Below are 24,163 nucleotides of genomic sequence, written 5' to 3'. Positions count from 1 at the left end.
TTTTTTACTGCTAAGCCCATGGGTTTGTTTGAGTATCACGACGTACCAGACCGTTACTTTCCGCCTAATTCAAGTCTTAGACAGGCTACAACCACCTTATGACTAACTACTCGGACGAAGAATTGGTACGTCGCTACACGGAGACCCAGCGCAATGAGTACTTCGAGCAATTGTACGAACGATACTGCGATAAAGTGTATCGCAAGTGTCTGTCGTTTAGTAAATCGCCGGCGCAGGCCGAGGATCTTACGCATGATGTCTTCTTGAAGCTGGTGCTCAAATTGGGCAGCTTTAAGGAACAATCGAAGTTTTCGACCTGGCTTTACTCCATAACCTACAATCACTGTGCAGACTACGTACGGTCGGCGCATCGGCATACGGAAGTACATATTGACGAAGGCTGGGATCGGATCGACAATTCACAGGACGACGAACTCGCTGAACTGGCCGAATATGAAGCCCGGAAACTCAAATGGGCACTGGAGAAAATGCCTTATGAAGAACGGACCATGCTACTAATGAAGTACCAGGATGGGGACAGCCTCCGGGATATTGCGGAGGTGAGCGGTCTGACCGAAAGCGCGGTGAAAATGCGGCTGAAGCGTTCACGTGATAAACTGCGCAAATATTACCTCGAAGCAGTTGTCTTCTGGTTACTTCTGGCACTCAAAATAGCGGTATTGCTCCGTTAACTTATCCGTTGACCAAATCAGTATGAATGAATCTAACCCTTTCCTGGCAATCGAGCCCGATGGCATGTGCCCGCCCAAACTGCGGGAGCAACTCATAGCCGAAATTGATCTGATCCGTAACACAATGACAGTTGTTGAACTGTACGTGGGCGAATTCTTCAAAGCAGCCTCGGTACTGGCTGACCCTTCGGTTTCTACTTCTGGCCAATCATCTTCTCAATCATGAAACAATTACCCAACCTGACTGAGGTTCTTCGGACAACTTTTCAGACACTGATCGATCAGTTCATCCAGTTTGTGCCGCGCTTACTGGGCGCAATGGTTATTCTGATCATTGGCATCGCCGTGGCGCGTCTGACTGCTTTTGTGGTCAGACGAGTGTTGGCCCGAGTTGGTTTTGATAAGATTGGCGAGCGCCTGAACGAGATCAGCATCATTAAGCAACTCAAAACGGAAATAAAGCTGAGCGAGATAGTAGCGAAGATTCTTTACTATTTCATTTTACTCGTGTTCATCACCGCAGCCACCGAAACATTGGGCGTAGCGGCCATCACGGACATGGTATCGTCGCTGGTAAACTTCATTCCCAAACTGATTGCGGCCGCCATCATGCTGCAGGTTGGCGTGTTGCTGGCCGATGCGGTAAAAAGTGCGGTTGTCAGCATTTGTGAGTCGTTCAAAATCGCATCGGGTCGCCTGCTGGGAACGATCGTATTTGTTTTCTTTCTCCTGATTACGCTGATCAGTGCACTGGGTCAGGCTGGGATTAATACCGAACTGCTCGAGTCTAGCTTCAACCTGCTGATCGGTGGCGTCATTTTTGCCTTTGCCTTCGGGTATGGCATAGCGTCGCGGGATCTGATGGCCAATATATTGTCTGCCTTCTACACAAAGAACAAGTATCAGGAGGGGCAAACCATTGAGATCGACGGGGTAAAGGGACAGATTACCAAGATCGATACGACATCAATAACGCTCCGGACGGATCAGACCACAACGGTATTCCCGCTGCAACTATTACAGACAAAAAAAGTAGAGGTTTATTAAGGTGAATCCGTTGCCTTTAGGGTTGGCTGGCGTCCAAACGGCCAAATCTATAAGTATGAAACACTACGTCTATTTACTGCTGGGTTGGCTTGCCTGTCAGTCTGCACAGGCACAGGACTCAACGATTGTGGCTAACTTCAAAGATACGGTAGCCGTAAAGCCCGATACATCCTACTGGCAGCGTTCGTTTAGCGGAGGTATCAATTTTAACCAGGCCTCGTTTAATAACTGGACGGGGGGCGGGGTCAACTCCGTAGCCCTGGGAGCCGTCGTTGCCGCGCGGGCACTGTACGAAAAAGAACGATGGTCGTGGGATAATACCGCCGACCTGCAGTTAGGGTTTGTGACCCAGGCGGGGTTGACCCGAAAAGCCGCCGATCAGATCTTACTAAATTCAGTAGCTGGCTACAAAATCTCACCCAAGTGGGACATGTTTGGGTCGGGTACATTCACGTCTTTTTTCACGTCAGGGTATCGATATACGGGGTTGGCGCCTGGTCAGACACAATTCAAAGTAGCTAATTTTCTGGCGCCCGGTCAGTTAACTATAGCCTGGGGCCTGGCCTACAAACCGAACGGCTGGTTTGCCTTGCGGGTGAGTCCGTTTGCGCCACGGTTTACGTTCCTGGCCGACCAGAGCGTCCGCTTCCGGGAGGGGGCCGATAAAATTCCGGTGCGCGACCCAAATGCGACAGTCTACGGCGTTGAGCCGGGGCGAAGCATTCGTACCGAATGGCTGGCCTTACAACTGCAGGCGGCTCTGACCCGCAATCTGAGCGAGAACGTAAGTATCAACGCTAAATATCTCCTGTTTGCCAACTATAAGACCCTGAATGCCATTGATCATCGCATCGATATCATTCTCACCGCCAAAGTCAGTCGATACATCAGTACGACCCTGGGCATAATTGCCCTGTTCGACAAAGATTTTTCCAGCGACTGGCAACTCCAGCAGACACTGGGTATCGGACTCGTCTATAACGTGACGACGTTTCGCAAGAAATGATACCGTGCGGGGTTGTTACCAGGCTGGTCGGACTCCGTCAAAGAAGCCGTATCTGGCAGTACCACCTAAACCCCCATTTGTCTCATGATAAAGGAATTCCGCACATTCATTGCGCAGGGCAACGTACTTGATCTGGCCGTCGGGGTCATTATTGGGGCTGCTTTCGGCAAAATCACTACGTCGCTGATCGAAGATATACTCAACCCGATTATTGGTCTGGCACTGGGTGATGCCGACTTTAAAGAGATGAAAATCGTGTTGAAAGAAGCTGCCGGTACAGCCCCCGAGGTGGCTATTCGGTACGGTAATTTTCTGAATACAATTATCCAGTTTGTGCTGATCGCCTGGGTTATCTTCCTGATTGTAAAAGCTGCGAACCGAAGCCGCCAGGTACCGAACGCATAAACGTCTATGGCATCTGCCTGTCAACAAACCTCCGCTTAGCCGGAGGTTTTTTTTTGCCGTTTGGTCAACTGCTGATCGGAACGACGCCTTGACAGCAATCAGTACGGGGCAAAACCCGCCCGGGCAGCGAATGAAAGTTGTTGATATGGTCCTAAGGTACCAACTTTTTTAAAAAAGTAATTTTACTTGGTTAGTTGTGCGCAGATGAGTATGTTGCATTAGTACCTTTGATCTATTCAATTAGTAAACTAAAATCAGTCATCTGTATGCTAAGAGAATTTCGCACATTTATCGCACAGGGTAATGTACTTGATCTGGCCGTCGGGGTCGTCATTGGTGCTGCTTTCGGCAAAATCACCACATCGCTGGTTGAAGATATAATTAACCCTATTCTGGGGCTACTCATTGGCGGTATCGATTTCAGCCAGCTTAAGCTCGTGCTTAGAGAAGCCGTGGGGACCAGCCCGGAAGTGGCGATCCGCTACGGTAATTTTCTGAATATTGTTATCCAGTTTGTGTTGATCGCCTGGGTCATTTTTCTGATCGTCAAACTGGCCAACCGGTTGCGGCTGTCCGAGTCACTGGCAGCGAAAGAATAGCTTTACGGCAAAACTTAGGGTAAAAGCTTTCCGGACATTCGGGGAGCTTTTGTTTTATGCGTTATTTTGCCAGTAGTACGTAGTTACCATGTCAGCAAAAAAAATAGTCATCTTAGGCGGGGGAGAGAGTGGAGTCGGCGCGGCCCTGCTGGCGCAGGCGAAAGGCTTTGAGGTCTTTCTGTCGGATAAAGGCTCACTAAAAGACAGTTACCGGGCTACGCTCGAAGCCGCTCAGATCCCGTTCGAAGAAAATCAACACACCGAAGCCCGTATTCTGGGGGCTTCGGAAGTAATCAAGAGTCCCGGTATTCCAGCAACGGTGCCGCTGGTCGAAAAAATACGGGCGCAGGGAACACCTGTTATATCCGAAATTGAGTTTGCTGCCCGCTATACAAAGGCCCGTTTGATCGGTATTACCGGGAGCAACGGCAAAACAACAACAACACTGCTGACATATCATCTGTTGAAAACAGCGGGCTACAACGTAGGCCTGGCTGGCAACGTGGGCGACAGCTTTGCCGCGCAGGTTATCGACGACACGTTCGACTATTTTGTGCTCGAACTAAGCAGCTTCCAGCTCGACGATATGGTGCAGACTCATCTCGACGTGCGGGTATTGCTCAACATCACCCCTGATCACCTCGACCGATACGGGTACGTTTTTCAGAACTACGTAGATGCCAAATTCCGGATTCTGCAAAACACCCGTCCCGACGATACATTCATCTATTTTGCCGAGAGTCAGCCTATACAGACCGAACTGGCTAAGCGGAATCCGGCTATCGCCCAACTACCTATCTCGCTGGAGAACCCGGTGCGGGAAGGTGGGTATTTTCTGAATAACACCCTAACGGCCATTCGTAACGGACGCACGTTTCAGATGCCGCAGACCGAAACAACGCTGCGCGGACCGCATAACGCCATCAATGCCCTGGCGGCTATTCTGGCAGCACAGTCGGTCGGGGTGTCAGACGAGGCCATTGCCGAGGGGTTGCGCACATTCGAAAATGCAGAACACCGTATGGAACCTGCCGGTACGATTCGGGAAGTTCGGTTCATCAACGACTCGAAAGCGACCAACGTCGATTCGGTATACTATGCGCTGGCCAGCATGGACGCGCCAACCGTCTGGATTGCAGGTGGACAGGACAAAGGCAATGACTACAGCCAGTTAGATAATCTGGTTCGCCAGAAGGTAAAAGCACTGATTTGCCTGGGCGTCGATAATCATAAACTGACAGATTACTTTGGCCCGGTCGTACCGTCCATTCAGGAGACCCGGAGCGTACAGGAAGCCGTATCGATGGGCCTGGCGCTGGCAGAACCCGGAGATATTGTACTGCTATCGCCAGCCTGCGCCAGCTTCGATCTGTTCAGGAATTATGTAGACCGGGGCAACCAGTTTAAGGCAGCCGTTAAAAACGTACTGGCCGATAATACGTAACTGAAGCCAACTCGCTCATCCCTCATCCCTCAAACTCATGTTCCTTCGCGACTGGATTCGTACACATCTAAAAGGGGATCGCCAGATCTGGTGGATCGTGCTCTATTTGTCGATCATGAGCGTGCTGGTGGTGTACAGCGCTACCGGCACCAAGGCGTTTCGGGAGCTGGACGGCAACACCGAAGTGTTTCTGCTGAAACATGGTTCATTGCTGCTGGTCGGTCTGGCCTGCACGTACTTTGCGCACAAGATCAACTATGTCTACTACGCCCGCCTGTCTAAGTTCGGGCTCTGGTTGTCTATTCCGCTGTTGTTATGGGCATTTTTCAAGGGGTCTACCCTGAACGATGCTTCTCGCTGGGTAACGATTCCGATCATCAACCAGACGTTTCAGCCTTCCGATCTGGCCAAGCTGGCGCTGATCTCGAATCTGGCTGCTATGCTGGCCAAGCGGCAGCGGTTCATGAGCGACCCCACCGTCCTGTTCAACATTATCATCTGGATTGGGCTGATCTGCTCGCTGATCATTCTGTCGAATACCTCTACGGCCCTGCTGCTGGGTTTCACCTGTTTTCTGCTGATGTATATTGGTCGGGTGCCGGTGCGATACCTAATCATCATGGTGGGCGTTTGCGTGTTTTTTGGCGGTATCGGTCTGTTCTTCGGCGAACGCTTCGGAACGGCTACCAACCGGATGAAGAACTTCATGGATTCTGATACCATTGTCTACCAGGTCGAGCAGTCGTACATCGCCCTGGCCAATGGTGGCCTGACCGGGCAGGGACCCGGCAATAGCCACCAGCGTAACACCCTGCCTAACCCATTCTCGGATTTCATATACGCCATTATCGTGGAAGAATATGGATTGCTACTTGGCGGTATCCCGGTGGTGCTGGCGTACCTGTGGTTTCTATGGCGCGGTATGAAAACATTACAGAAGGCCTCCCGACCGTTTGGGGGGCTGCTCTCTGCCGGACTAACCTTCAGTATTGTTTTTCAGGCTTTTGCCAGCGTTTGTGTCGCTATCGGGCTGGCGCCGGTTACGGGACAACCGCTGCCCCTATTAAGTATGGGAGGAACCTCGCTCATATTTACGGGCCTGGCCATTGGCATTGTGCTGAGCGTGAGTCGGGAGGAAGTAGACGAGAGTAAAATCTAGGCGTGGCAGGCTGTTTTATACTGCTAAACGGCCATATGACCACTACCTGTCAGGAGTAGCTATGAGAATTATTATTAGTGGGGGTGGAACAGGCGGGCATATCTACCCGGCTATTGCCATCGCCAACGAGCTGAGACACCTGGATGCGACCACCGACATTTTATTCGTGGGGGCCGAAGGTAAAATGGAGATGGAAAAGGTGCCCCGCGCCGGCTACCCCATCGAGGGGTTACCCGTTGTGGGGATCAAGCGCGAACTGACACTGGAGAATCTGATTTTTCCGGTGAAACTAGGTAAGAGCCTGTTACGGGCCCGCCAGATTGTACGCACCTTTCGACCCGATGCGGCCGTTGGCGTTGGTGGCTATGCCAGTGGCCCTTTACTGCTGGCTGCGTCTATGGCCGGTGTTCCGACGCTCATTCAGGAGCAGAATTCCTATGCCGGACTAACCAATAAAGTACTGGCCCGCTGGGCCGAACGAATTTGTGTGGCTTACCCTGGTATGGAGGCTTTTTTTCCGGCCGCTAAAATCAGGATGACGGGTAACCCGGTTCGGAGCGATATTCAGTTTGCCGACCAGCAAGTCAGCGCGGGGCAGCAGCTGTTCGGGCTGGAAGCTACCCGCCCCACGTTGCTCGTTATTGGCGGTAGCCAGGGCGCCCGAACCATCAACGAAGCGATGGAGGCCGGACTGACGCAGTTTGTCGATGCCGGTATTCAGGTAGTCTGGCAGACAGGCCCCGCTTTTATTGAGCGCGCTCGGAAGGCCGTAGCCACCGTAGGGTCTTCGCTGGTGAAAGCGTATGACTTTATCTACGACATGGATAAAGCCTATGCCGTAGCCGACGCGGTTGTGTCGCGGGCGGGGGCGCTGTCGGTGTCGGAGTTGTGTCTGGTCGGGCGACCGGCTATTCTGGTGCCGTTTCCGGCGGCAGCCGAAGATCATCAGACCAAAAACGCCATGGCGCTGGTTGATCGGGGTGCGGCTCTGCTGGTGCGTGATCAGGCGGCTCGTACCGATCTGGTTCCGGCTGCACTGGCGCTGCTCAACAATCCGGTCCAGCGCCAGCAGTTGCGAACCGCTATCAAAACCCTGGCCAGGCCAGATGCAGCCCGCGAGATTGCGGAAGAAGTAGTAAATCTAATGAAACGATGAGTCTGGATCAGTTCAAGTACATCTATTTTTTGGGGATAGGCGGAATCGGTATGAGTGCTCTGGCGCGCTGGTTTCGGATCAACGGCTACGAGGTGGCCGGGTATGACCGAACCCCCACCGCCCTGACTAATGCCCTGGAGGCCGAGGGGATGGCCATCCATTTTACCGAGGATACGCAACAGATTCCGGCCGAGTTTCTGGCCAACCCAGCCCAGACGCTAGTCGTCTATACGCCGGCTGTACCCAAGACACATGCTGAATATATCTACCTGACAGACCACGGGTTTACCCTGCAGAAACGTTCGCAGGTGTTGGGCCTGCTGGCCGGTCAGATGAAAACCGTTGGGGTGGCCGGTACGCACGGGAAAACCACTACCTCGTCGATGGTCGCTCATATCCTGCGCGATGCGGGGGTAAACTGCGCGGCTTTTCTGGGAGGGATCACCAATAATTATAATACTAATTTTCTGCTTAACGAACCTGCCGATAACCTGCGGGAGGTGGTTTGCGTTGTCGAGGCCGACGAGTTTGACCGGTCGTTTCTGACGCTATACCCGCAGCTGGCCATCGTTACGTCGACCGATGCCGACCACCTCGATATTTACGGGGCACACGATGCTGTGCTCGAATCATTCGGGCTGTTCGCCAGTCAGATTGCGCCTGATGGTGTGCTCTTTATGAAGCAGGGACTGACGCTGGCTAACAAGACAAATGCTACCGTTAAGGAGTATTCGTTACAAAATGGCGACTATTGTAGTCAGAATCTAAAAATAGAAAATGCAGCTTTTGTTTTCGACCTTGTGTATCCGAACGGTGTTATTCCCGATATTCGCCTGACGGTTCCTGGTTTTCACAATGTTGAGAACGCTGTGGCGGCTGGCGCAGTTGCGCTGGAGCTGGGTGTATCGGCAGAAGCCATCCGTTCAGCATTGACCACGTATCGGGGCGTTCGTCGGCGATTCGAGTACATTCTCAAAACGGACGATGTGGTCCTGATCGATGATTATGCGCATCATCCTGAAGAAGTTAGGGCCTTTTTGTCGTCAGTGAAAGCGTTGTATCCAGACCGGGAGTTGACGGCTGTTTTTCAGCCTCACCTCTTCAGCCGCACGCGTGATTTTGCCGAAGGGTTCGCCGAAAGTCTGTCGCTGGCCGATCACGTGATTCTGCTGGATATTTACCCGGCGCGGGAATTACCGATCGAGGGAGTGACGTCCGACTTGATATTTCGGGCGGTACAATCGAAAACCAAACGCCAAAGTACCAAAGCTGAATTGGCGGGCGTTGTGCGGGATATGAAGCCATCGTTGCTGGTCACGATCGGAGCGGGCGACATTGATCAGCAACTGCCGGTGCTGAAATCAGTATTAATAGACCAATAGATAAAAATAGTTGGATAATGACTTAGCTTATACGCAGATGTTTTCTACCTTTAAATCAACCAGGAAGTGGTTTTACATGGCCGGCGGGCTTGTCACGTTGCTTGGTCTGATCGCCTTCACCGAAGTGCGGCAGGATCAAAAACGGGTTCGTGCGGTGGTTGTAAAACTTAATCAGGTTGACGGTCACCAGTTTCTGACGCGTCGGGACGTGACGGGGTACTTAACAAACGGCGGAGCTGATCCGGTAATTGGTAAACAGTACGAAGAGGTTGATTTTCGGCAGCTGGAAGTTCGCTTACAGCAGCATGGGCTGGTAAAAACTTGTCAGGTATCCCGAGACCTAATGGGAAATCTACTCGTCAGTGTTGAACAGCCCAGGCCCGTTGCTCGTTTGATGACAGACAGCGAAGGTATCCGGACGGTCTCGGGGCAGTACATTAGCGAAGAAGGTCGGTTCTTTCCGATCTCGATGAATTATACCGCTCGTGTGCCTATTCTGACCGGGCCGTATTTTAAACGGAACCGCTCGCTGGCCAGCGAACGGAACCAGCCTTTACTTGGCCTGCTTCGGTACATTGCCGACGACCCGCTCTGGCGGGCGCAGATCGCCGAACTGTCGGTCGATGAGCAGGGCGAGGTAACCATGTGGCCGCAGGTGGGAAACCACCGAATCGAGCTTGGCTTGCCAACCGATCTGGATGCGAAATTTAAGAAATTAAAATTAGTATATACCGACGTTTTACCGGCTAAGGGATGGGATCGCTACAGTCGGGTAAACGTTCAGTACCGAAATCAAATCGTGTGCGAATGACAACAACGGGAAGTGACGAGAAAATTGTGGTTGGGCTCGACATCGGCAGCACCAAAGTGTGTGCGGTGGCTGGCCGGTTGGTTCGTAACAACAGAGAACAGGAAACGCTTGAAGTACTGGGCGTGGGAGAAACCGCTCTGGCCGATGGCGTTACGAAAGGGTCGGTGGTTAACGTTAACAACACAGTAAACGCCATCCGGCGCGCCGTAGCTGAAGCATCGAACCAATCGAACCTGAACATTCACTCGGTCAACGTTAGCTTTAGCGGAGCACACGTGACGTCGATCAAAGCGAATGGCAACATCACGCGCTCGTCAATGGGTGATGAAGTTCAGATTGAGGACATCGATCATCTCCTGAGCGACATGTACCGCAACCGTACGTCAATCCCGGCCGATAAAGAAATTATTCACGTGTTGCCCATGGATTTCATGGTCGATAATGAATCGAATATAAATCAGCCGGTTGGTCGTAACGGCGTAAAGCTAGGAGCCGATTTTCAGCTCATTACAGCCCAGGCCAACGCAGCCCGCAACGTGCGTAAGTGCATTACCCGCAATAACTTGGAGCAGGAGACGATGATGCTGTCAGCCCTGGCATCTGGCCTGGCGGTGCTGACTGATGAAGAAAAATACGCTGGCGTGGCCCTGGTCGATATTGGTGGCGGCACGACCGAACTGGCTATTTACTACCGCAACGTACTTCGTCATGTGGCGGTGTTCCCGTGGGCCGGAAACAGCCTGACGTCCGATATTCAGGCGGGCTGTAAGATTCTGCCCAATCAGGCAGAACAGCTTAAGCGCAAGTTCGGCAGTGCTATACCGGGTGAGTACAATCTCAACGAAGTGGTGGCGGTGCCGGGTCTGAGCAACCGGCGTCCTAAAGATGTTTTGTTGAAAAATGTAGCGGTTATTATCGAAGATCGTCTGCGCGAAATTGCTGCGTTGATCCAGGCTGAAATCATTCGGTCGGGCTATGAAGGCAAACTGCTGGGCGGGCTTGTTCTGACCGGCGGTACGGCACTGATTCCCGGCGTTGAGCAGATATTTGGGCGGGTAACGGGCGTTGAAGAAGTGCGCGTTGGCTACCCCGAACATCTGGAACCCAACGGTCGGGCCGATCTGGTGGGTGACCCTGCCTATGCTACGGCCGTGGGTCTGGTGTGGGCTGGTTATAAGACCATTGATAATCGGATCTCGTTTATCAGCGACCCCAACCGAGCCGCCTATAACGACGAGCCAGCCAACGTGCCAACCCGCCAGCCGACATACGGTCCGCCACCAACGCCGGTGCGCGAAAAGGTAGAGAAAGCACCTGCCCCCGAGAAGGCGCCCGAAGAGGGCGGAGGTTTGCTGGGCTGGCTCCGTAAGGTGACGCGACCTATTCGCGGTAACGAAACCGACCCCTATTAACCGACCCGTAAGGGGAGACCGGCCCCAAGCCGGTTCATTTGCATTCAGGTAGTACCAATTTCGAAACAGACACCACAGACCCACACATGCAAAGTCAGGGCTATAGATTCGACATACCGGATGACAATCCGACAATCATTAAAGTGGTTGGGGTAGGGGGCATGGGCGGCAATGCCGTCAAGCACATGTTTGACATGAAGATGCAGGACGTCAATTTTGCCGTCTGCAATACCGACCGTCAGGCACTTATGAACAACCCCGTTCCAACCAAATTGCAACTGGGCGATGGGCTGGGAGCAGGTACCGAAGCCAAAGCTGGCGAAGATGCGGCCCGTGCCAGCATCGACGAGATCCGAAACCTGTTGGCTCCCCCAACCAAAATGGTGTTCATTACGGCGGGTATGGGCGGTGGTACCGGAACCGGTGCTGCGCCGGTAGTGGCCGAGGTGGCCCGCGAAATGGGGCTTCTGACGGTAGCTGTCGTTACGGCGCCTTACTACTTTGAAGGAACCGATAAGAAAGAACAGGCTCGCGAAGGTATCGAGAAGCTGAAACGCAGCTGCGATACGGTACTGGTAGTCCTGAACGATAAACTGGCCGAACTCTACAGCGAACTGACCTGGACGGATGCCTATGCACATGCCGACGATGTTCTGGCCAACGCGGTAAAGAGTATTGCCGAAATCATCACGACCCAGGGCGATATCAACGCTGACTTTGCTGACGTTAAGAAAGTACTGGAAAATGCTGGTCAGTCGGTAATGGGATCGGCCGAAGCAGCTGGCGAAGATCGGGCCTTACGCGCTATCGAAGCAGCTCTGAACTCGCCCCTGCTCAACGATCATGACATTCGGGGCGCCAAGCGGATTCTGCTCACGATCTCGTCGAGTAAGGAACACGCCATGCGACTGAAGGAGCAGATGGCCATTTCGGAGCATGTAGCCAAGAAAATTCAGACCGAAGCCCGAATGTTCAAGTTCGGCGCTATTACCGACAAAAATCTGGGCGACAGTCTGCGCGTCACGATCATTGCGGCTGGCTTCGACGGTACATCAACGCTGATGGATCAGCTTAAGAACACGGTTGTCGAACCTGAACTCATTACGGAGCCAGAGAAAGAGCCGGAAGAGGTGATCGAAGAACAGCCACAGGATGCGACCGAGCCGACCGAGCTGGTTCCTGCCGACCCTGTACTTATCGACCCGGTGGTAACTCCCAAACCGGAAGGCGTAGTAGTAACGGTCGATGAACGACAGCTGACACCAACCGGCTACAACGGCGCCACCATCGTCCGGCCCGATACACTGCCGGGTGCGGGTATGCGACCTAACCACCAGCATGACGAAAATGGTATTCTGCTGCTCGACGAAGATGAACGCCCGAGCGACGCAGACCTGATTGAACGGATGATCCGGACGTTTGTGGATGGCAAATACACCGCCACCGAGCTTGACCGGCCTACGTTCGAACGGAACAAGACGCTGCTGTATTCGCTGCCGATGCTACCCGAACATGAGTTTGTCCGCTCAAAACTGAACGACTAAGTAGTTATTGTCTATACAAAAGTCCGGGGTTGCGGTAGCGCAATTGCCGGACTTTTGCGTTAAGCCTGCCCCTACTGTGACCCATACCGACGTTAAGACGGCGCTGCTGGCGCTGGAACAACCCGAACGGGCTTCGTTTGTAGCCCGTTTCTTCAAGACCCGACCTGGCCAGTATGGCGAGGGCGATCAGTTTCTGGGTCTCTCGATGCCGCAGCAACACGCGATTGCTCGGCAATTTGGGTCGTTATCGGCCGATGAAGTAGAGCAGCTGCTCCATGATTCGTACCATGAATGCCGGATGACGGCTCTGCTTATCTGGGTGTATCAGGCCCGAAAAACAGGGGTAACCGGTCGGGCTGACCTGGCCGACCGCTACCTGGCTAATCGACAGTACGTCAACAACTGGGATCTGGTAGACGCGACCTGCCCGGCTATTCTGGGCGAATACCTCCTGCACACCGATCGATCGGTCCTGTACGATCTGGCCCGGCAGGATCACCTCTGGAGCCAGCGCATAGCGATGGTGTCGACACTGGCATTTATCCGGAAAGGACAGTTTTCTGATACGTTTGCGCTGGCCGAACTACTCCTGGCCCACAACCACGACCTGATTCATAAAGCAGTTGGCTGGATGCTGCGCGAGGTGGGTAAACGCAGCCCCGAAGCGCTGGAGGAGTTTTTGCACGATCACATCCGGCAGATGCCGCGTACGGCTCTACGCTACGCCATCGAGAAATTTGACCCCACCCGTCGGCAGTATTATCTGAAGCTGTAGGGTAATGGCGAAGTATCTGGCGTGTCTGGTTAAAAACAGGCCAGATACTTCGGGTCGGGTGCGCTTTTAGCCTGGCACCCGACCCAACAAAAAACTAGCAAGAAATTCAAAACGTACTCTTCTTCTGCCAGCAAAGCCCGAAAAAACGCTGCCGGAATAAGTAGCTGCAAAAACGACGTACTGTACTTCAGCCGCGCACAAGGGGACACGCCTGGGCGATGGTTGTGCAATACAGTTATTTACTGCTGCACCCCGACCAGATTTAGCATGAAGGCATACTCCAGCGCAATTTCTTTTAGCGCCTGGAAACGGCCCGAAGCACCCCCGTGGCCCGCTTCCATATTGGTATGGAGCAGTAGCTGGTTGGTATCGGTTTTCAGCGTACGGAGTTTGGCAACCCATTTGGCGGGTTCCCAATACTGCACCTGCGAGTCATGAAGCCCCGTTGTCACGAGCAGATTCGGATAGGCTTTCTTCGTAACGTTGTCGTAAGGCGAATACGATTTCATATAGTCGTAATAAACCTTCTGCTTGGGGTTGCCCCATTCTTCAAACTCGCCCGTCGTGAGTGGGATGGTTTCGTCGAGCATGGTCGTGACTACATCAACGAAGGGGACAGCGGCTACAACGCCCCGGTAGAGCTGGGGCGCCTGGTTAATGACCGCACCCATCAGCAAGCCGCCTGCACTGCCGCCCATAGCAAATAGCTTATCCGGCGAGGTGTATTTCTGGCTGATGAGGTGCTGCGATACGTCGACAAAATCATTGAAGGTATTTTTCTTCTTCAGCATCTTTCCGTCTTCGTACCATCGACGCCCCATCTCCTGACCGCCCCGAATGTGGGCCATGGCGTAAATAAAACCCCGGTCCAGCAGGCTCAGGCGGGTTGAGCTGAAGCCAGGTTCCATGTTAATACCGTAAGAGCCATACGAGTATTGCAGCAGAGGGGCCGAGCCGTCTTTTTTGGTTCCTTTCCGGTACACGATCGATACCGGCACTTTGGCTCCGTCGCGGGCCGTTACGAAAATACGCTCGGAGGTATAGTTGGCCGGATCAAAACCACCCAGTACCTCCTGACGCTTCATCAGGGTGGCGGTCTGGGTGTCCATGTTGTAATCGTAGGTCGAGCTGGGCGTGGTCAGCGACGCATAAGTATAGCGTACTACGTTCGTGTTGAAGTCGGGGTTATAGCCGATGCCTGCCACGTAGGCTGGGTCTTGAAACGGCAGGTAAAAGTCAGCCCTGGCCGGATCGCCGGTTCGTTTCTGGCTGATAATCCGAATGTTGGTCAGGCCTGCTTTGCGTTCGCCCAGGACGAGGTGGTTGGCAAATACGTCGAGGTCACTCAGGTACACGTCGGCCCGGTGCGAAATGACTTCTTTCCAGGCGTTCCGGTCGGCCGTTTTGCCTTCCGGCACTTCCATGAGCCGGAAGTTTTCTGCCTTCCAGTTGGTCCGAACATAGAACTTGTCTTTGTAATGAACGATGTCGTATTCGTGTCCTTTCTCGCGCGGCAGAAATACCGTGAACTCCCCAGTGGGTTTACTGGCGTCGAGCAGCCGGTATTCCGTAGCGACGCCATTATGATCAACGCCGATTGTGATGTATTTCTTTGATTTCGACCGACCTAGCCCCATGTAGAACTGATTGTCCGGCTCTTCATAGACCAGCACATCCTGCTCGGGACTGGTGCCCAGCACGTGCCGGAATACCTGATAGCCGAGCAGCGTCTGCGGGTCTTTTTTGATGTAGAACAGCGTCTTATTGTCAGCTGCCCAGGCAAAGCTGCCTGCTTCGGTATTGGGTATGATTTCGGGGTAGATCTGGCCGGTTTTGAGGTTCTTGATCCGAAGCGTGTAGAGTCGTCGGCTTACAGTGTCTTCGCAGAATACGGCCAGTTCGTCGTTGTCCGACACCTCATAGCCGCCCAGCTGATAGTAGTTATGGCCGCGGGCCAGGGCATTCCCGTCGAACATGACTTCTTCGGTACCGGTCAGCGCGCCTTTTTTGCGGCAATAAATCGGGTACTCGCCACCGGTTACGTAGCGGGTATAGTAGTAGTAGTCTCCTTCTTTGTAGGGAACCGATTCATCCTGCTGTTTGATGCGCCCCTTCATCTCGTCGAACAGTCTGTCCTGCAGTCCTTTTACCGGCGCCAGCACCTGGTCCAGGTAGGCGTTTTCGGCCTTCAGGTAGTTGATTACGTCGGGATTTTCGCGCTCGTTGAGATAGTAGTAATTATCGACGCGGGTGTCGCCATGAATGGTCAGTTCTTTGGGCTTGATAGCGGCCCTGGGGGGCTGTACGTTTTGTGCCTGAGTCATGCTGTGCAGCGTGAGGGTTGTAATAATCAGTAAACACGTTCCCTTCATAGCAGTTCGTTTAAGAGGTCAGTTTGTAAAGATACGTTTTGTTTACGCGCACCGGCGATGCGGCCGATCCGCCAACAGGAAGAAACCAGTCGGCGGATCGAACTTTGCCCAACCTGTGCTGTTCTGCGAGTATCGCCTATGCTAGAACTTGTTGTTGCCCGCTACACTGAAGACCTGGCCTGGCTACGGAAACGCCCTGCCAGTCTGTACGTAACCGTTTATGATAAAAGTGCCGATGGGTCGGCGGGCCCCGATGCGCTTGCGCTTCCCAACGTAGGGCGTGAGGCTCATACGTACCTGCATCACCTCGTTGATCGGTACGACACGCTGGCCGAATGGACAATCTTTTGCCAGGGGAAACCATTTGACCACGCCTTCGACTTCAAGAAAACCCTGCGGGCATTTGCTGATGCCCCTGACGCGATCAGTCCGCTGGGGTTTCGCTGGTTGGGGCATCTGATCGATACCGACGATGATCAGGGTGAGCGGCTGTTCAGGCCCTGGAGTAAGAACGAAGACGGTCGCGGTCTCGAGCTGCGGGGTTTTCATCGGGCGTTGTTTGGCACTGACGGACCGGCTGCATATACCTTTGTGCTGGGCGCTCAGTTTGCCATTCATCGAGATATAGTGCGTCGGCAAACGCGTGACTTTTACGAGCGGGCGCTGGCTGTGTCGATCACGTTTCCCGACGCAGCCCACTGTTTCGAGCGGAGCTGGGATCTGGTATTTGGCCTGATCGGTATTGACCGTCATTGGCTGGCCGGTCGGCAAACGGTTCATCTGAAGCCGATGCGGCACCAGACTCCTGACCTGCTTTAGTGAGTTTGAGGCTACCTACTGTAGCGGTCTGGTGGCGAATGAGGCCCTGCAAAACGACGGCCAGTGATTGAAACCACTGGCCGTCGTTTTGCAGGGATGAGCAAAGAAGTTGTCAGCAACGCCAATCAATTATAAGCCGCTCTTCTCCAGCTGGGTTAACCAGGTTTCGTACGCGTCCCGATACCGCTCCTGATCGCGGATGTTGGGATCGATGGTTTTGGTGACGTGAAGGCCGGTAAATGCCTCCTGCGCGGTTTTGTAATAGCCAAGACCAAGTCCGGCTCCTCGGGCGGCTCCCTGCGCTCCGTCGGTATTGTATAGCTCAATAGCTGCCCCGGTCAGGTTAGCCAGCGTGTCGCGGAAGAGCGGGCTGAGCATCATATTGGCTTCGCCGGCCCGAATCGTTTGCAGACCAACGCCTACGCTTTCCATAACCTGAATGCCGTAATAAAGCGCAAAAACGATCCCTTCCTGAGCGGCCCGGATCAGGTGGGGCAGCTCGTGGCGGGTCAGCTGCAGGCCGTGGAACGACGCGCCCGGATCGGCGTTTTCGAGTACGCGTTCGGCGCCGTTGCCGAACGGCAGGCAAACCAGGCCATCGGCACCAACGGGTGCTTCGTGGGCCAGCCGGTTCATCTCATCGTAACTGATGGTCCGGCGCAGTACCTGGTTGCGGAGCCAGCTGTTCAGAATACCCGTTCCGTTTACGCACAACAGTACCCCGTAGCGTGGGGCCTCGGGGCGGTGGCTGACGTGCAGAAACGTATTGACCCGCGATTTAGGGTCATAGTCGGCCCGGTCGCTGACGCCGTATACCACGCCCGACGTACCCGCCGTAGCAGCAATCTGGCCCGGTTCGAGTACGTTGAGCGACAGGGCGTTATTAGGCTGGTCGCCGGCGCGGTAGGTAACGGGCGTTCCGGCGGCAAGCCCCAGTTCGGCGGCTGCCGTGGCGCTTAGTTCGCCCTGGGGGGCAAACGTAGGCCGGATGGTGGGCAGCAGCGATGCATCGAAGCCGTAATAATCGAGCAGAAACTGGGCGGGCTCGTTAGTCTGAAAATCCCAGAAGATGCCTTCCGACAAACCCGAGCCCGTTGTGACGATCTCGCCCGTCATGCGGGCCGCCAGGTAATCGCCGGGGAGCATGAAGTGGGCTACCTGTGCGTATACATCGGGTTCGTTGGCTTTGACCCAGGCCAGTTTGGCGGCTGTAAAATTGCCCGGCGAGTTGAGCAGATGTTTCAGGACCCGGTCGCGGCCGAGGTCATCGAAGGCCTGGTTGCCATACGGAACGGCCCGGCTGTCGCACCAGATGATGGAAGGCCGCAATACGTTCATAGCCTTGTCTACCACCACCAGCCCGTGCATCTGGTACGAGATGCCGATGGCTTTGACATCCTCGGGCCGAACGCTGGCCTGCTTCAGTACCGCCTGGCTAGCCCGGCAGGCATTATGCCACCACTGCTCAGGCTGCTGTTCAGCAAACCCGGGCTGGGGCGAATCGATGGCCATTTCGGTTTCGGGGAAGAACACCGACGCTACGGCTTTACCGCTTTCGGCATCGAGTAAACACGCTTTGACGGACGATGAGCCGAGGTCGAATCCAAGAAAATACATGCAGATACCAGAATTTGGGAGTCGGAAATTTAACGCGAAAGTACAACCCGAAGGTGACAAATGAGTTAACAAACCGCTCTCAATCCGCCAATTTTTGGTAGAGTAATACCCTGCCGCCGGTCGTATCCGGGCTGGCTCAGGCAACCGTAGGTGTCGTGCTGGTTACCTGAAGAATGCCGTTCTCCATCACATAAACCCGGTCGGCCAGTAAAACGGACTGGCTCCTGTGCGTAACCATGATAATGGCCATCTGCGATTTGATTCGCTGAAGCAGAGCAAGCACAAACTGCTCGGTTTGGCGGTCGAGGGCAGACGTAGCTTCGTCCAGCAACAACAGTTGTGGACGGCGGTACAAAGCCCGGGCCAGACCAACCAGTTGTTGCTGACCACCCGACAGGTTTATGCCTTCTTCACCCACAAGCGTCAGGTAATTCTGTGGTAGTTTCATGAAATAATCGTGGAAACCGTACTCCTGGCAAAACTGTACGACTGCGTCGGCTTCTTCGAGTGTGTTGCTCAGACAGATATTATCCAGCAGGGTGCCGTTAAAGATTTTGATCGGTTGGGGTACGCAGGCGATCAATCTACGCCAATCGGCAGCCGGGATGGCTGACCAGGCAGTATCACCCCCCCCCCGCAAATGAAGTGCCAGGGAGAGCCATTTTGACGCTTAGTTGGTCTTTTTCTTCTGGCTCATAAAACTTCTGTAGAATCTGAAGAAGCATGCTTTTGCCCGAACCGGTTTCACCAATCAGGCCCATAATCTGCCCTCTCTGTACCGAAAATGAGATGTCTTTCAACAGGGCCGGGCGACCCGCAAACCGGTACGATAAGCCTTTTGCCGTCAGCGACTCCAGTACGATTTCTGTTGGCAGGCTACTGTTGGTTAATACCTCCTGACTGTCAGATGCTTCGGCGGGGAGTTCGGTGAACTCACGCATCCGTTGAAACGCCACGCGGGCTTCCTGCAACTGAATATTGGTGGTAGAAAGCCGGGCAATGGCGCTGATGAGCGTACCGGACATGTTCAGAACGGCCATCATTTCGCCCAGTTTCAGTTGTTTGTGTAGCACCATAAACGTACTCACAGCAATAAGCGCAACCAACATCCCGACGCTGATTAACTCACTCAGCAGGCTGTAGCGATTGCCCAGTAAGCCTAACTGATAGAGCTTTTGCTGAAAAGACGTGTAGATGGCCGACGTTACGGCGCTAAAAAACGGCTCTTTCTGGTTTGCCTTGATCACGCCAATGCCGCTCATGCAGTCAATAAAATGACTCTCTGTGTGGGCATAACCGGCCATTGCTTCCTGTTGGCCCGCAATAATCCGGGCGTTGAAGCGCCATACCAGCCAGCCAAACAGGGGCAGGCAAACCAGGCTGAGCAAACCGATCTGCCAGTGATAAATAAACAGGAAACCAGCCGTAATAAGCACCATAAGCACATCAATGACTACGTTGCCTGTCAGGAAGCTGATGGTAGCCTGAATTCGGCGGGTGTCGTTGAGCCGAGCCACCAGATCGCCGGTTTTGCGGGTGTCGAAAAACGATTTAGGGAGCTGTAGCAGATCGCGGAAAAAGTGATTGGCGATGCGCGTATTGAAGTCCCGGCTTTGCCGCAGCAGCAAAAAGCCTCGCAGGTAGCCAATGCCCGCCCGAGCGAGTAACAGCACCGCCAATAGCAATAAACCCAGCGTCAGCTTTTCTACGTTTTGCCGGGGCAGAATCTCATCCAGCAATTTTTGCGAAAACAGCGCCATCGTCAGACCCAAAGCGGCCATCAGCACACCCAGCCCGGCTGCAATGCCCAGCAGGGGCAGGTCGTTGTGTAGCAATTGCCGGAACCACTGCCACTGCTGTTGGCGACTTTGGGTTGTTCTGACAAACGTGTCGGTAGGTTTAAGCGACAGCAACGCCCGCGACTGCCAGATTTGGGTTAGCTCCTCGGCTGGCATCTGCACCACACCCCGCCCCGGGTCGCCAATGGTGTAGTAGCCATTAGCCTGACCATAATAGATAACATAATGCTGTAGCCGCTGCCCAGTAGGGCCGTCGTCGATCAAAACGTGCAGAATAGCGGGTTCGGTAAGTTCGCTTAGGTTGTGGATACCCTCTGCTTCGAGGCCCTCGGCATCAAAGCCCAGTGCCTGCGCGGTTTGGTACAGGCCAAGCAGCGAAGTACCCTGAATGCTTGTGCCGCTGAGTTCGCGGAGCCGTTCCCGGCTGGCATCTCCGCCATGATACCGCAAAATTGACAATAGGCAGGCCACTCCGCAATCGGTTTGGTCGAGCTGGCGGGTGAAGGTCCGGTGGATATGTTTCATAGGTACTTTAGGAGGGCCTCCACTTTTACCTCGCCCTTGTATTCCTTACGGAGTCGCTTATCGGCGCCGTAAATAAAAATATGAGGTACGCTTGTGGGGCCAAAAGCCTGGTAGGCTTCTTCGCGGGTGAGCGCCCCAACGTGCATCATCGAGAGCGTATCGAGGCCGTATTGATGCGCAAAAGCCCGGGCTTTGGTAAGGGATTGCGTAGTGAGCCAGTAAACAGACGTATTGGCAAAGGCTGCTTGTTGCTGGCGTATTTGTGTAGCTTCCCGGTGACATAGCTCACAATCAGGATCAAAGAAAATGACGATAGAAGGTTTCCCGTGAAGCATGGGCTTGAGTGCTGTGAACTTGGCTGATGCCACGCTCGGCAGGGTGTGAATCTTGTGGGACGTCTCTTTGCGTACGGCTAAACGATCAAGAATTTTGTAAGTCATTCCAGTAAATAGAATGAATAATAATAAATACAAATAATTCTTCATGTGATTACATAATACTTAAAAAAACAATCACTGTTATCCATAAAAAGAAAGACACGCCGTATGACTGCACCACAATTGACATTCCATTGCTTAGTGGAATGTTATAAGCCTTCTGTAAACCTATTGCCAGAATAAGCCAAAATAAAAATTCAAAAATATTGAGTTGTTTAAGAGGCCATCTTTGCCATTCCTCGGCATAATCCAGGAGGTTATATAGTGAAAGCGCACTAAAATCGCTGAAATTAGCGTAGGTATAGTCTGTCTTGATAAAGGAAAACCAGCCTAGTTTTAAAAGCAATGGGATGAAAAATACAAATTGAGCAATAGTTACTATATTAATAATACGTATCCACTGAACTTTGAAATCATTTAGCAGAATACCAATTGACAAAATGCTTGTAATGACCACAATATTAAATAACTTAAAAATTCCTTTTAATAGATTTAAAAGTACATAATGGTCCTCTTTGTGCTTCAATAGAGTTGCTATTTCAGACTGTGTAAATTTTTTAGATAAACTTTCTAATACTAACTGTTCAGGTAAGAAAAAGTGATATACGATTGCTCCTAATGTAAAGTCGGTCATTAGAAGTAATGAAAAGAGTAATAAATATCGGGTTAAGCTATTCATGGTATAAACGATTTATCTCTTACCGCTTTATGAACGCGGCCAAAGTTATTATTCATGTAAAGCGTATCACCAGCTACACGATAAATGCTTGCTGGGATACTAGGAATATATAACGGTAGGCTTGTTTCAAATAATAAATGTAGGTGTTGATTTTGTGTAGCCCATTTAGGCTTAACTTTACCTGATTTGATAATATCAGAATTCATTATATCAGGGTGTTTGGCATGGCCAAATTCTAATTTTCCACCTGGATAGAATGCAAAATATTGAGTGTGTATGAGTTTTCCTTGTTTTTCATCGTAATAGACCCATTTCCCAAAAAGTGCCTGGTCAAATTGCTTGTTTTTAGGCAAGTCTGAATCAAAGTCTTTCAGTTTTGACAGGAATAGGTGTTTTGTTAGGCCGTTGTGCGTGATGAATAGTTCAAGGGATTCATCTTTTATAATGGCTTTAATATAATTGTCGGGTTGAGATGGGATAAAATGCCCTGTCAGGGTGTCATTTTGATGCGTGAAGTAGGTGTATTCCTGACCTATTTCAGTAATAAGTATTCCTGAAATAGATTTATTATCGCCCGGTTTTAAAATAAGGCTAACTGGTTGTAAAGTATCTTTTGAGAAGTACGTGCCAATAACACGTTTTATTTTTTGTGCATTACAAAAGTAGGCATAGCAGTATAAGGCACATAAAATCAAATACTTTTTCATATTACTTGAGGTGAAATGGCCAGTAGATAATTCTACTGGCCGTAGATTTCGGATTAAAGCCAGCCCATGCAAGCCATCCATTTTTCGCCTGCAGCAGCTACTCCTAAAGAGGCTGTAGCATAGTCCCATCCTGAAGAATCATCATCACCGATTGCTTTGCCAAGACTTGCTACTGACGAAGCAAAAGAAATAGACTCTCCCGTACATCTTCCAGCGGTTATGCGTTCCAACTGGATTACATTTAGTTTTTTCATGCGTTTTAAATGTTTATTGTTAAATACGTGTCATCCGACACTGAATGACCCTCGCAACTTCGGGGCTTTCACTGAACTGAGAGTTCATCGATATAAATTTTATAGAAATTTCCAATTTATCTTATAAAGCAGCATTAAATCCATTATTTAAAGATGAATTTTAAAAAACTATTCTCTCGGTTCATGGAGCTGGTACTTGCTGCAGCCAAAGACCAGAGGAGGCTGGCCGTCTGGAATTCTTAGCTTAGTTGGCGTTTTCGCATATCCTTATTGTTTGGCTTTCGCTGAAACCCAAATATGATTCGACCTTCTTCGTTGTAGTAGTACATTTTGCGGACTGGTTCATAAGCACACAGTAATATATTTTCCGAAGCTTGAGTTGATCTCTAATCGCATGAGAAACGATTTTTGCTCATGTCTTTGTTTATAACTACATTTTTATAGTTATAAATAGATGTAGAAGTGGGAATGCCATCAATACTAAAGTAGCTTACTTCCGTTAACGGAATATTTATACAATTTATAATTTGGAAATTGGAGTAGTTTGTCTCTTTCTTGGCTGTGCTTATAGTATTGTAAACTATGTCTTTAGAGATGTTGTAAGTTTGACAGTTTATGTAAAATGTTTGTATGAATTTTTTGTCATTATATTCAAGTATATAAAACTCTTCGTCGCTTTCAACTATTTTATTTATAAAAGTGCATTTATCACCAATGTGTACGAAATCATTAAATAATTTTTCATATCTGAAATAAGACTGATTATCAGATAAAATTTTGTTGAGTAGCTTTATAGAATTACGCTCAGGTCTACTACCTAAACAATTAGTGTGACCATCATAATTAAAGTATGTTGTATCTGTGTCGTTAATTCTTTCATAAGAACAAAGGTTCGGAAAAGCTTTGTATATATTAACTATGTACTTGGTTCCTGTTTGACTATCAAATCCATCTCCAGATAAGAAAATGGTGGTGATAGAATCTATACAACGTCGGCTACCAAGATTCTGTAAATACCTCTCATGTATGGATTGTACAGATTGACCATAGCTCATTTGGTGTGCGATGATGAGGACCATTTTGGCAAGACAAAGAGGTGCTTTGCTAACGTATCCAAAATTGTTGCTGGTCAAAATAATCATAATGCACTACGCCTGTATGTTTTGATAGCCTACTGAAATCAGAGATCCAAATGACCATAGGGGGCCAGTCGTCTGAAGTTTTCTGCCGCCTTCCAACTTCTCCATGTCACTATTATTTAGCTTTCGCTGAAACCCAAACACGAGTTGGCCCTCTTCGGTGTAGTAATACGTTTTGCGGACTGGGTCATAGGCGAGGGGCAGGTTAAGGTCATTGACTAACTCGTCACGAATCTTGTGCCAGGCGCGTTCGGTTATGGACTTGCAACAAAACACTGGACAAACTTTTAAGCAACTTGTTGGCACTGCCCACTGTAATAGTCAAAAGGGGAAAGATAGCCTAGCGCCGAATGCCTGCGTTGCCGGTTATACCAAATCTCTAT

Annotated in this window: 24 protein-coding genes; 15 read left to right on the top strand and 9 right to left on the bottom strand. The window is 51.5% G+C overall.

Going from position 1 to position 24,163, the window contains the following annotated elements; all coding sequences use genetic code 11:
• Positions 1-98 precede the first annotated feature (98 nt).
• From FBR45_RS23195 to FBR45_RS23130, 14 genes are all read left to right on the top strand, one after another.
• Complete coding sequence (locus FBR45_RS23195; RefSeq protein WP_138506820.1) at positions 99-692, top strand: RNA polymerase sigma factor; 594 nt, start codon at positions 99-101, stop codon at positions 690-692.
• Between the two features lie 22 nt (positions 693-714).
• Positions 715-918 (top strand): hypothetical protein, encoded by a 204-nt coding sequence (locus FBR45_RS23190; RefSeq protein WP_138506818.1) that lies wholly within the window; start codon positions 715-717, stop codon positions 916-918.
• Positions 915-1,739 carry a mechanosensitive ion channel family protein gene (locus tag FBR45_RS23185; RefSeq protein WP_138506816.1) on the top strand — a complete coding sequence of 275 codons (825 nt, stop codon included), beginning with the start codon at positions 915-917 and terminating at the stop codon, positions 1,737-1,739. The genes FBR45_RS23190 and FBR45_RS23185 overlap by 4 nt, the downstream gene beginning before the upstream one ends.
• Positions 1,740-1,794: 55 nt before the next feature.
• Positions 1,795-2,745 carry a DUF3078 domain-containing protein gene (locus tag FBR45_RS23180; RefSeq protein WP_138506814.1) on the top strand — a complete coding sequence of 317 codons (951 nt, stop codon included), beginning with the start codon at positions 1,795-1,797 and terminating at the stop codon, positions 2,743-2,745.
• An 84-nt stretch (positions 2,746-2,829) separates the two neighbouring features.
• The gene (mscL, locus tag FBR45_RS23175; RefSeq protein ID WP_138506812.1) at positions 2,830-3,150 is read left to right on the top strand and encodes a large conductance mechanosensitive channel protein MscL; all 321 of its coding nucleotides are present in this window, start codon (positions 2,830-2,832) and stop codon (positions 3,148-3,150) included.
• Between the two features lie 266 nt (positions 3,151-3,416).
• The gene (mscL, locus tag FBR45_RS23170; RefSeq protein WP_138506810.1) at positions 3,417-3,749 is read left to right on the top strand and encodes a large-conductance mechanosensitive channel protein MscL; all 333 of its coding nucleotides are present in this window, start codon (positions 3,417-3,419) and stop codon (positions 3,747-3,749) included.
• A gap of 88 nt (positions 3,750-3,837) precedes the next feature.
• Positions 3,838-5,193, top strand: coding sequence for a UDP-N-acetylmuramoyl-L-alanine--D-glutamate ligase (gene murD, locus FBR45_RS23165; protein WP_138506808.1), 1,356 nt, complete (start codon positions 3,838-3,840; stop codon positions 5,191-5,193).
• A 37-nt stretch (positions 5,194-5,230) separates the two neighbouring features.
• On the top strand, positions 5,231-6,352 hold the full coding sequence (locus FBR45_RS23160) for an FtsW/RodA/SpoVE family cell cycle protein (RefSeq protein ID WP_077922514.1): 1,122 nt from the start codon (positions 5,231-5,233) through the stop codon (positions 6,350-6,352).
• Positions 6,353-6,413: 61 nt separating this feature from the next.
• Positions 6,414-7,508 (top strand): undecaprenyldiphospho-muramoylpentapeptide beta-N-acetylglucosaminyltransferase, encoded by a 1,095-nt coding sequence (gene murG / locus FBR45_RS23155; protein ID WP_138506806.1) that lies wholly within the window; start codon positions 6,414-6,416, stop codon positions 7,506-7,508.
• Positions 7,505-8,890 carry a UDP-N-acetylmuramate--L-alanine ligase gene (gene murC, locus FBR45_RS23150; RefSeq protein ID WP_138506804.1) on the top strand — a complete coding sequence of 462 codons (1,386 nt, stop codon included), beginning with the start codon at positions 7,505-7,507 and terminating at the stop codon, positions 8,888-8,890. The genes murG and murC overlap by 4 nt, the downstream gene beginning before the upstream one ends.
• Positions 8,891-8,927: 37 nt before the next feature.
• Positions 8,928-9,701, top strand: coding sequence for a cell division protein FtsQ/DivIB (locus FBR45_RS23145; protein WP_138506802.1), 774 nt, complete (start codon positions 8,928-8,930; stop codon positions 9,699-9,701).
• A complete protein-coding gene (gene ftsA / locus FBR45_RS23140; RefSeq protein ID WP_138506800.1) occupies positions 9,698-11,113 on the top strand; it encodes a cell division protein FtsA in 1,416 nt (471 codons plus the stop codon). The genes FBR45_RS23145 and ftsA overlap by 4 nt, the downstream gene beginning before the upstream one ends.
• Positions 11,114-11,199: 86 nt before the next feature.
• A complete protein-coding gene (ftsZ, locus tag FBR45_RS23135; protein ID WP_138506798.1) occupies positions 11,200-12,657 on the top strand; it encodes a cell division protein FtsZ in 1,458 nt (485 codons plus the stop codon).
• A gap of 76 nt (positions 12,658-12,733) precedes the next feature.
• On the top strand, positions 12,734-13,432 hold the full coding sequence (locus FBR45_RS23130; RefSeq protein WP_138506796.1) for a DNA alkylation repair protein: 699 nt from the start codon (positions 12,734-12,736) through the stop codon (positions 13,430-13,432).
• Positions 13,433-13,671: 239 nt separating this feature from the next.
• Here the strand turns inward: FBR45_RS23130 and FBR45_RS23125 are convergent, their stop codons facing one another.
• On the bottom strand, positions 13,672-15,804 hold the full coding sequence (locus FBR45_RS23125) for a S9 family peptidase (protein WP_138506794.1): 2,133 nt from the start codon (positions 15,802-15,804) through the stop codon (positions 13,672-13,674).
• A gap of 138 nt (positions 15,805-15,942) precedes the next feature.
• On the opposite strand from FBR45_RS23125, the gene FBR45_RS23120 reads away from it, so the two are divergent.
• On the top strand, positions 15,943-16,623 hold the full coding sequence (locus FBR45_RS23120; protein WP_138506792.1) for a DUF3431 domain-containing protein: 681 nt from the start codon (positions 15,943-15,945) through the stop codon (positions 16,621-16,623).
• Positions 16,624-16,752: 129 nt separating this feature from the next.
• Here FBR45_RS23120 and FBR45_RS23115 read toward each other — a convergent pair whose 3' ends face one another.
• From FBR45_RS23115 to FBR45_RS23080, 8 genes are all read right to left on the bottom strand, one after another.
• A complete protein-coding gene (locus FBR45_RS23115; RefSeq protein WP_138506790.1) occupies positions 16,753-18,240 on the bottom strand; it encodes a xylulokinase in 1,488 nt (495 codons plus the stop codon).
• Between the two features lie 136 nt (positions 18,241-18,376).
• Complete coding sequence (locus tag FBR45_RS26790; RefSeq protein ID WP_262709542.1) at positions 18,377-18,880, bottom strand: ATP-binding cassette domain-containing protein; 504 nt, start codon at positions 18,878-18,880, stop codon at positions 18,377-18,379.
• The gene (locus FBR45_RS23105) at positions 18,864-20,564 is read right to left on the bottom strand and encodes a peptidase domain-containing ABC transporter (RefSeq protein ID WP_138506786.1); all 1,701 of its coding nucleotides are present in this window, start codon (positions 20,562-20,564) and stop codon (positions 18,864-18,866) included. The genes FBR45_RS26790 and FBR45_RS23105 overlap by 17 nt, the downstream gene beginning before the upstream one ends.
• Complete coding sequence (locus tag FBR45_RS23100) at positions 20,561-20,899, bottom strand: peroxiredoxin family protein (RefSeq protein WP_171044949.1); 339 nt, start codon at positions 20,897-20,899, stop codon at positions 20,561-20,563. Before FBR45_RS23100 ends, FBR45_RS23105 begins: the two co-directional genes overlap by 4 nt.
• Before the next feature lie 154 nt (positions 20,900-21,053).
• A complete protein-coding gene (locus tag FBR45_RS23095; RefSeq protein WP_138506782.1) occupies positions 21,054-21,635 on the bottom strand; it encodes a hypothetical protein in 582 nt (193 codons plus the stop codon).
• Between the two features lie 41 nt (positions 21,636-21,676).
• Complete coding sequence (locus FBR45_RS23090; protein WP_138506780.1) at positions 21,677-22,387, bottom strand: hypothetical protein; 711 nt, start codon at positions 22,385-22,387, stop codon at positions 21,677-21,679.
• A gap of 53 nt (positions 22,388-22,440) precedes the next feature.
• Positions 22,441-22,641 carry a hypothetical protein gene (locus FBR45_RS23085; protein ID WP_138506778.1) on the bottom strand — a complete coding sequence of 67 codons (201 nt, stop codon included), beginning with the start codon at positions 22,639-22,641 and terminating at the stop codon, positions 22,441-22,443.
• Between the two features lie 386 nt (positions 22,642-23,027).
• A complete protein-coding gene (locus tag FBR45_RS23080; protein WP_138506776.1) occupies positions 23,028-23,720 on the bottom strand; it encodes a hypothetical protein in 693 nt (230 codons plus the stop codon).
• Positions 23,721-24,163: the final 443 nt, after the last annotated feature.

Source organism: Spirosoma lacussanchae, from assembly GCF_005870035.1.
Taxonomy (GTDB): Bacteria; Bacteroidota; Bacteroidia; order Cytophagales; family Spirosomataceae; genus Spirosoma; species Spirosoma lacussanchae.
The sequence above is the reverse complement of the archived record's forward strand: the minus strand, read 5'-3'. Positions and strand labels throughout refer to the sequence as shown.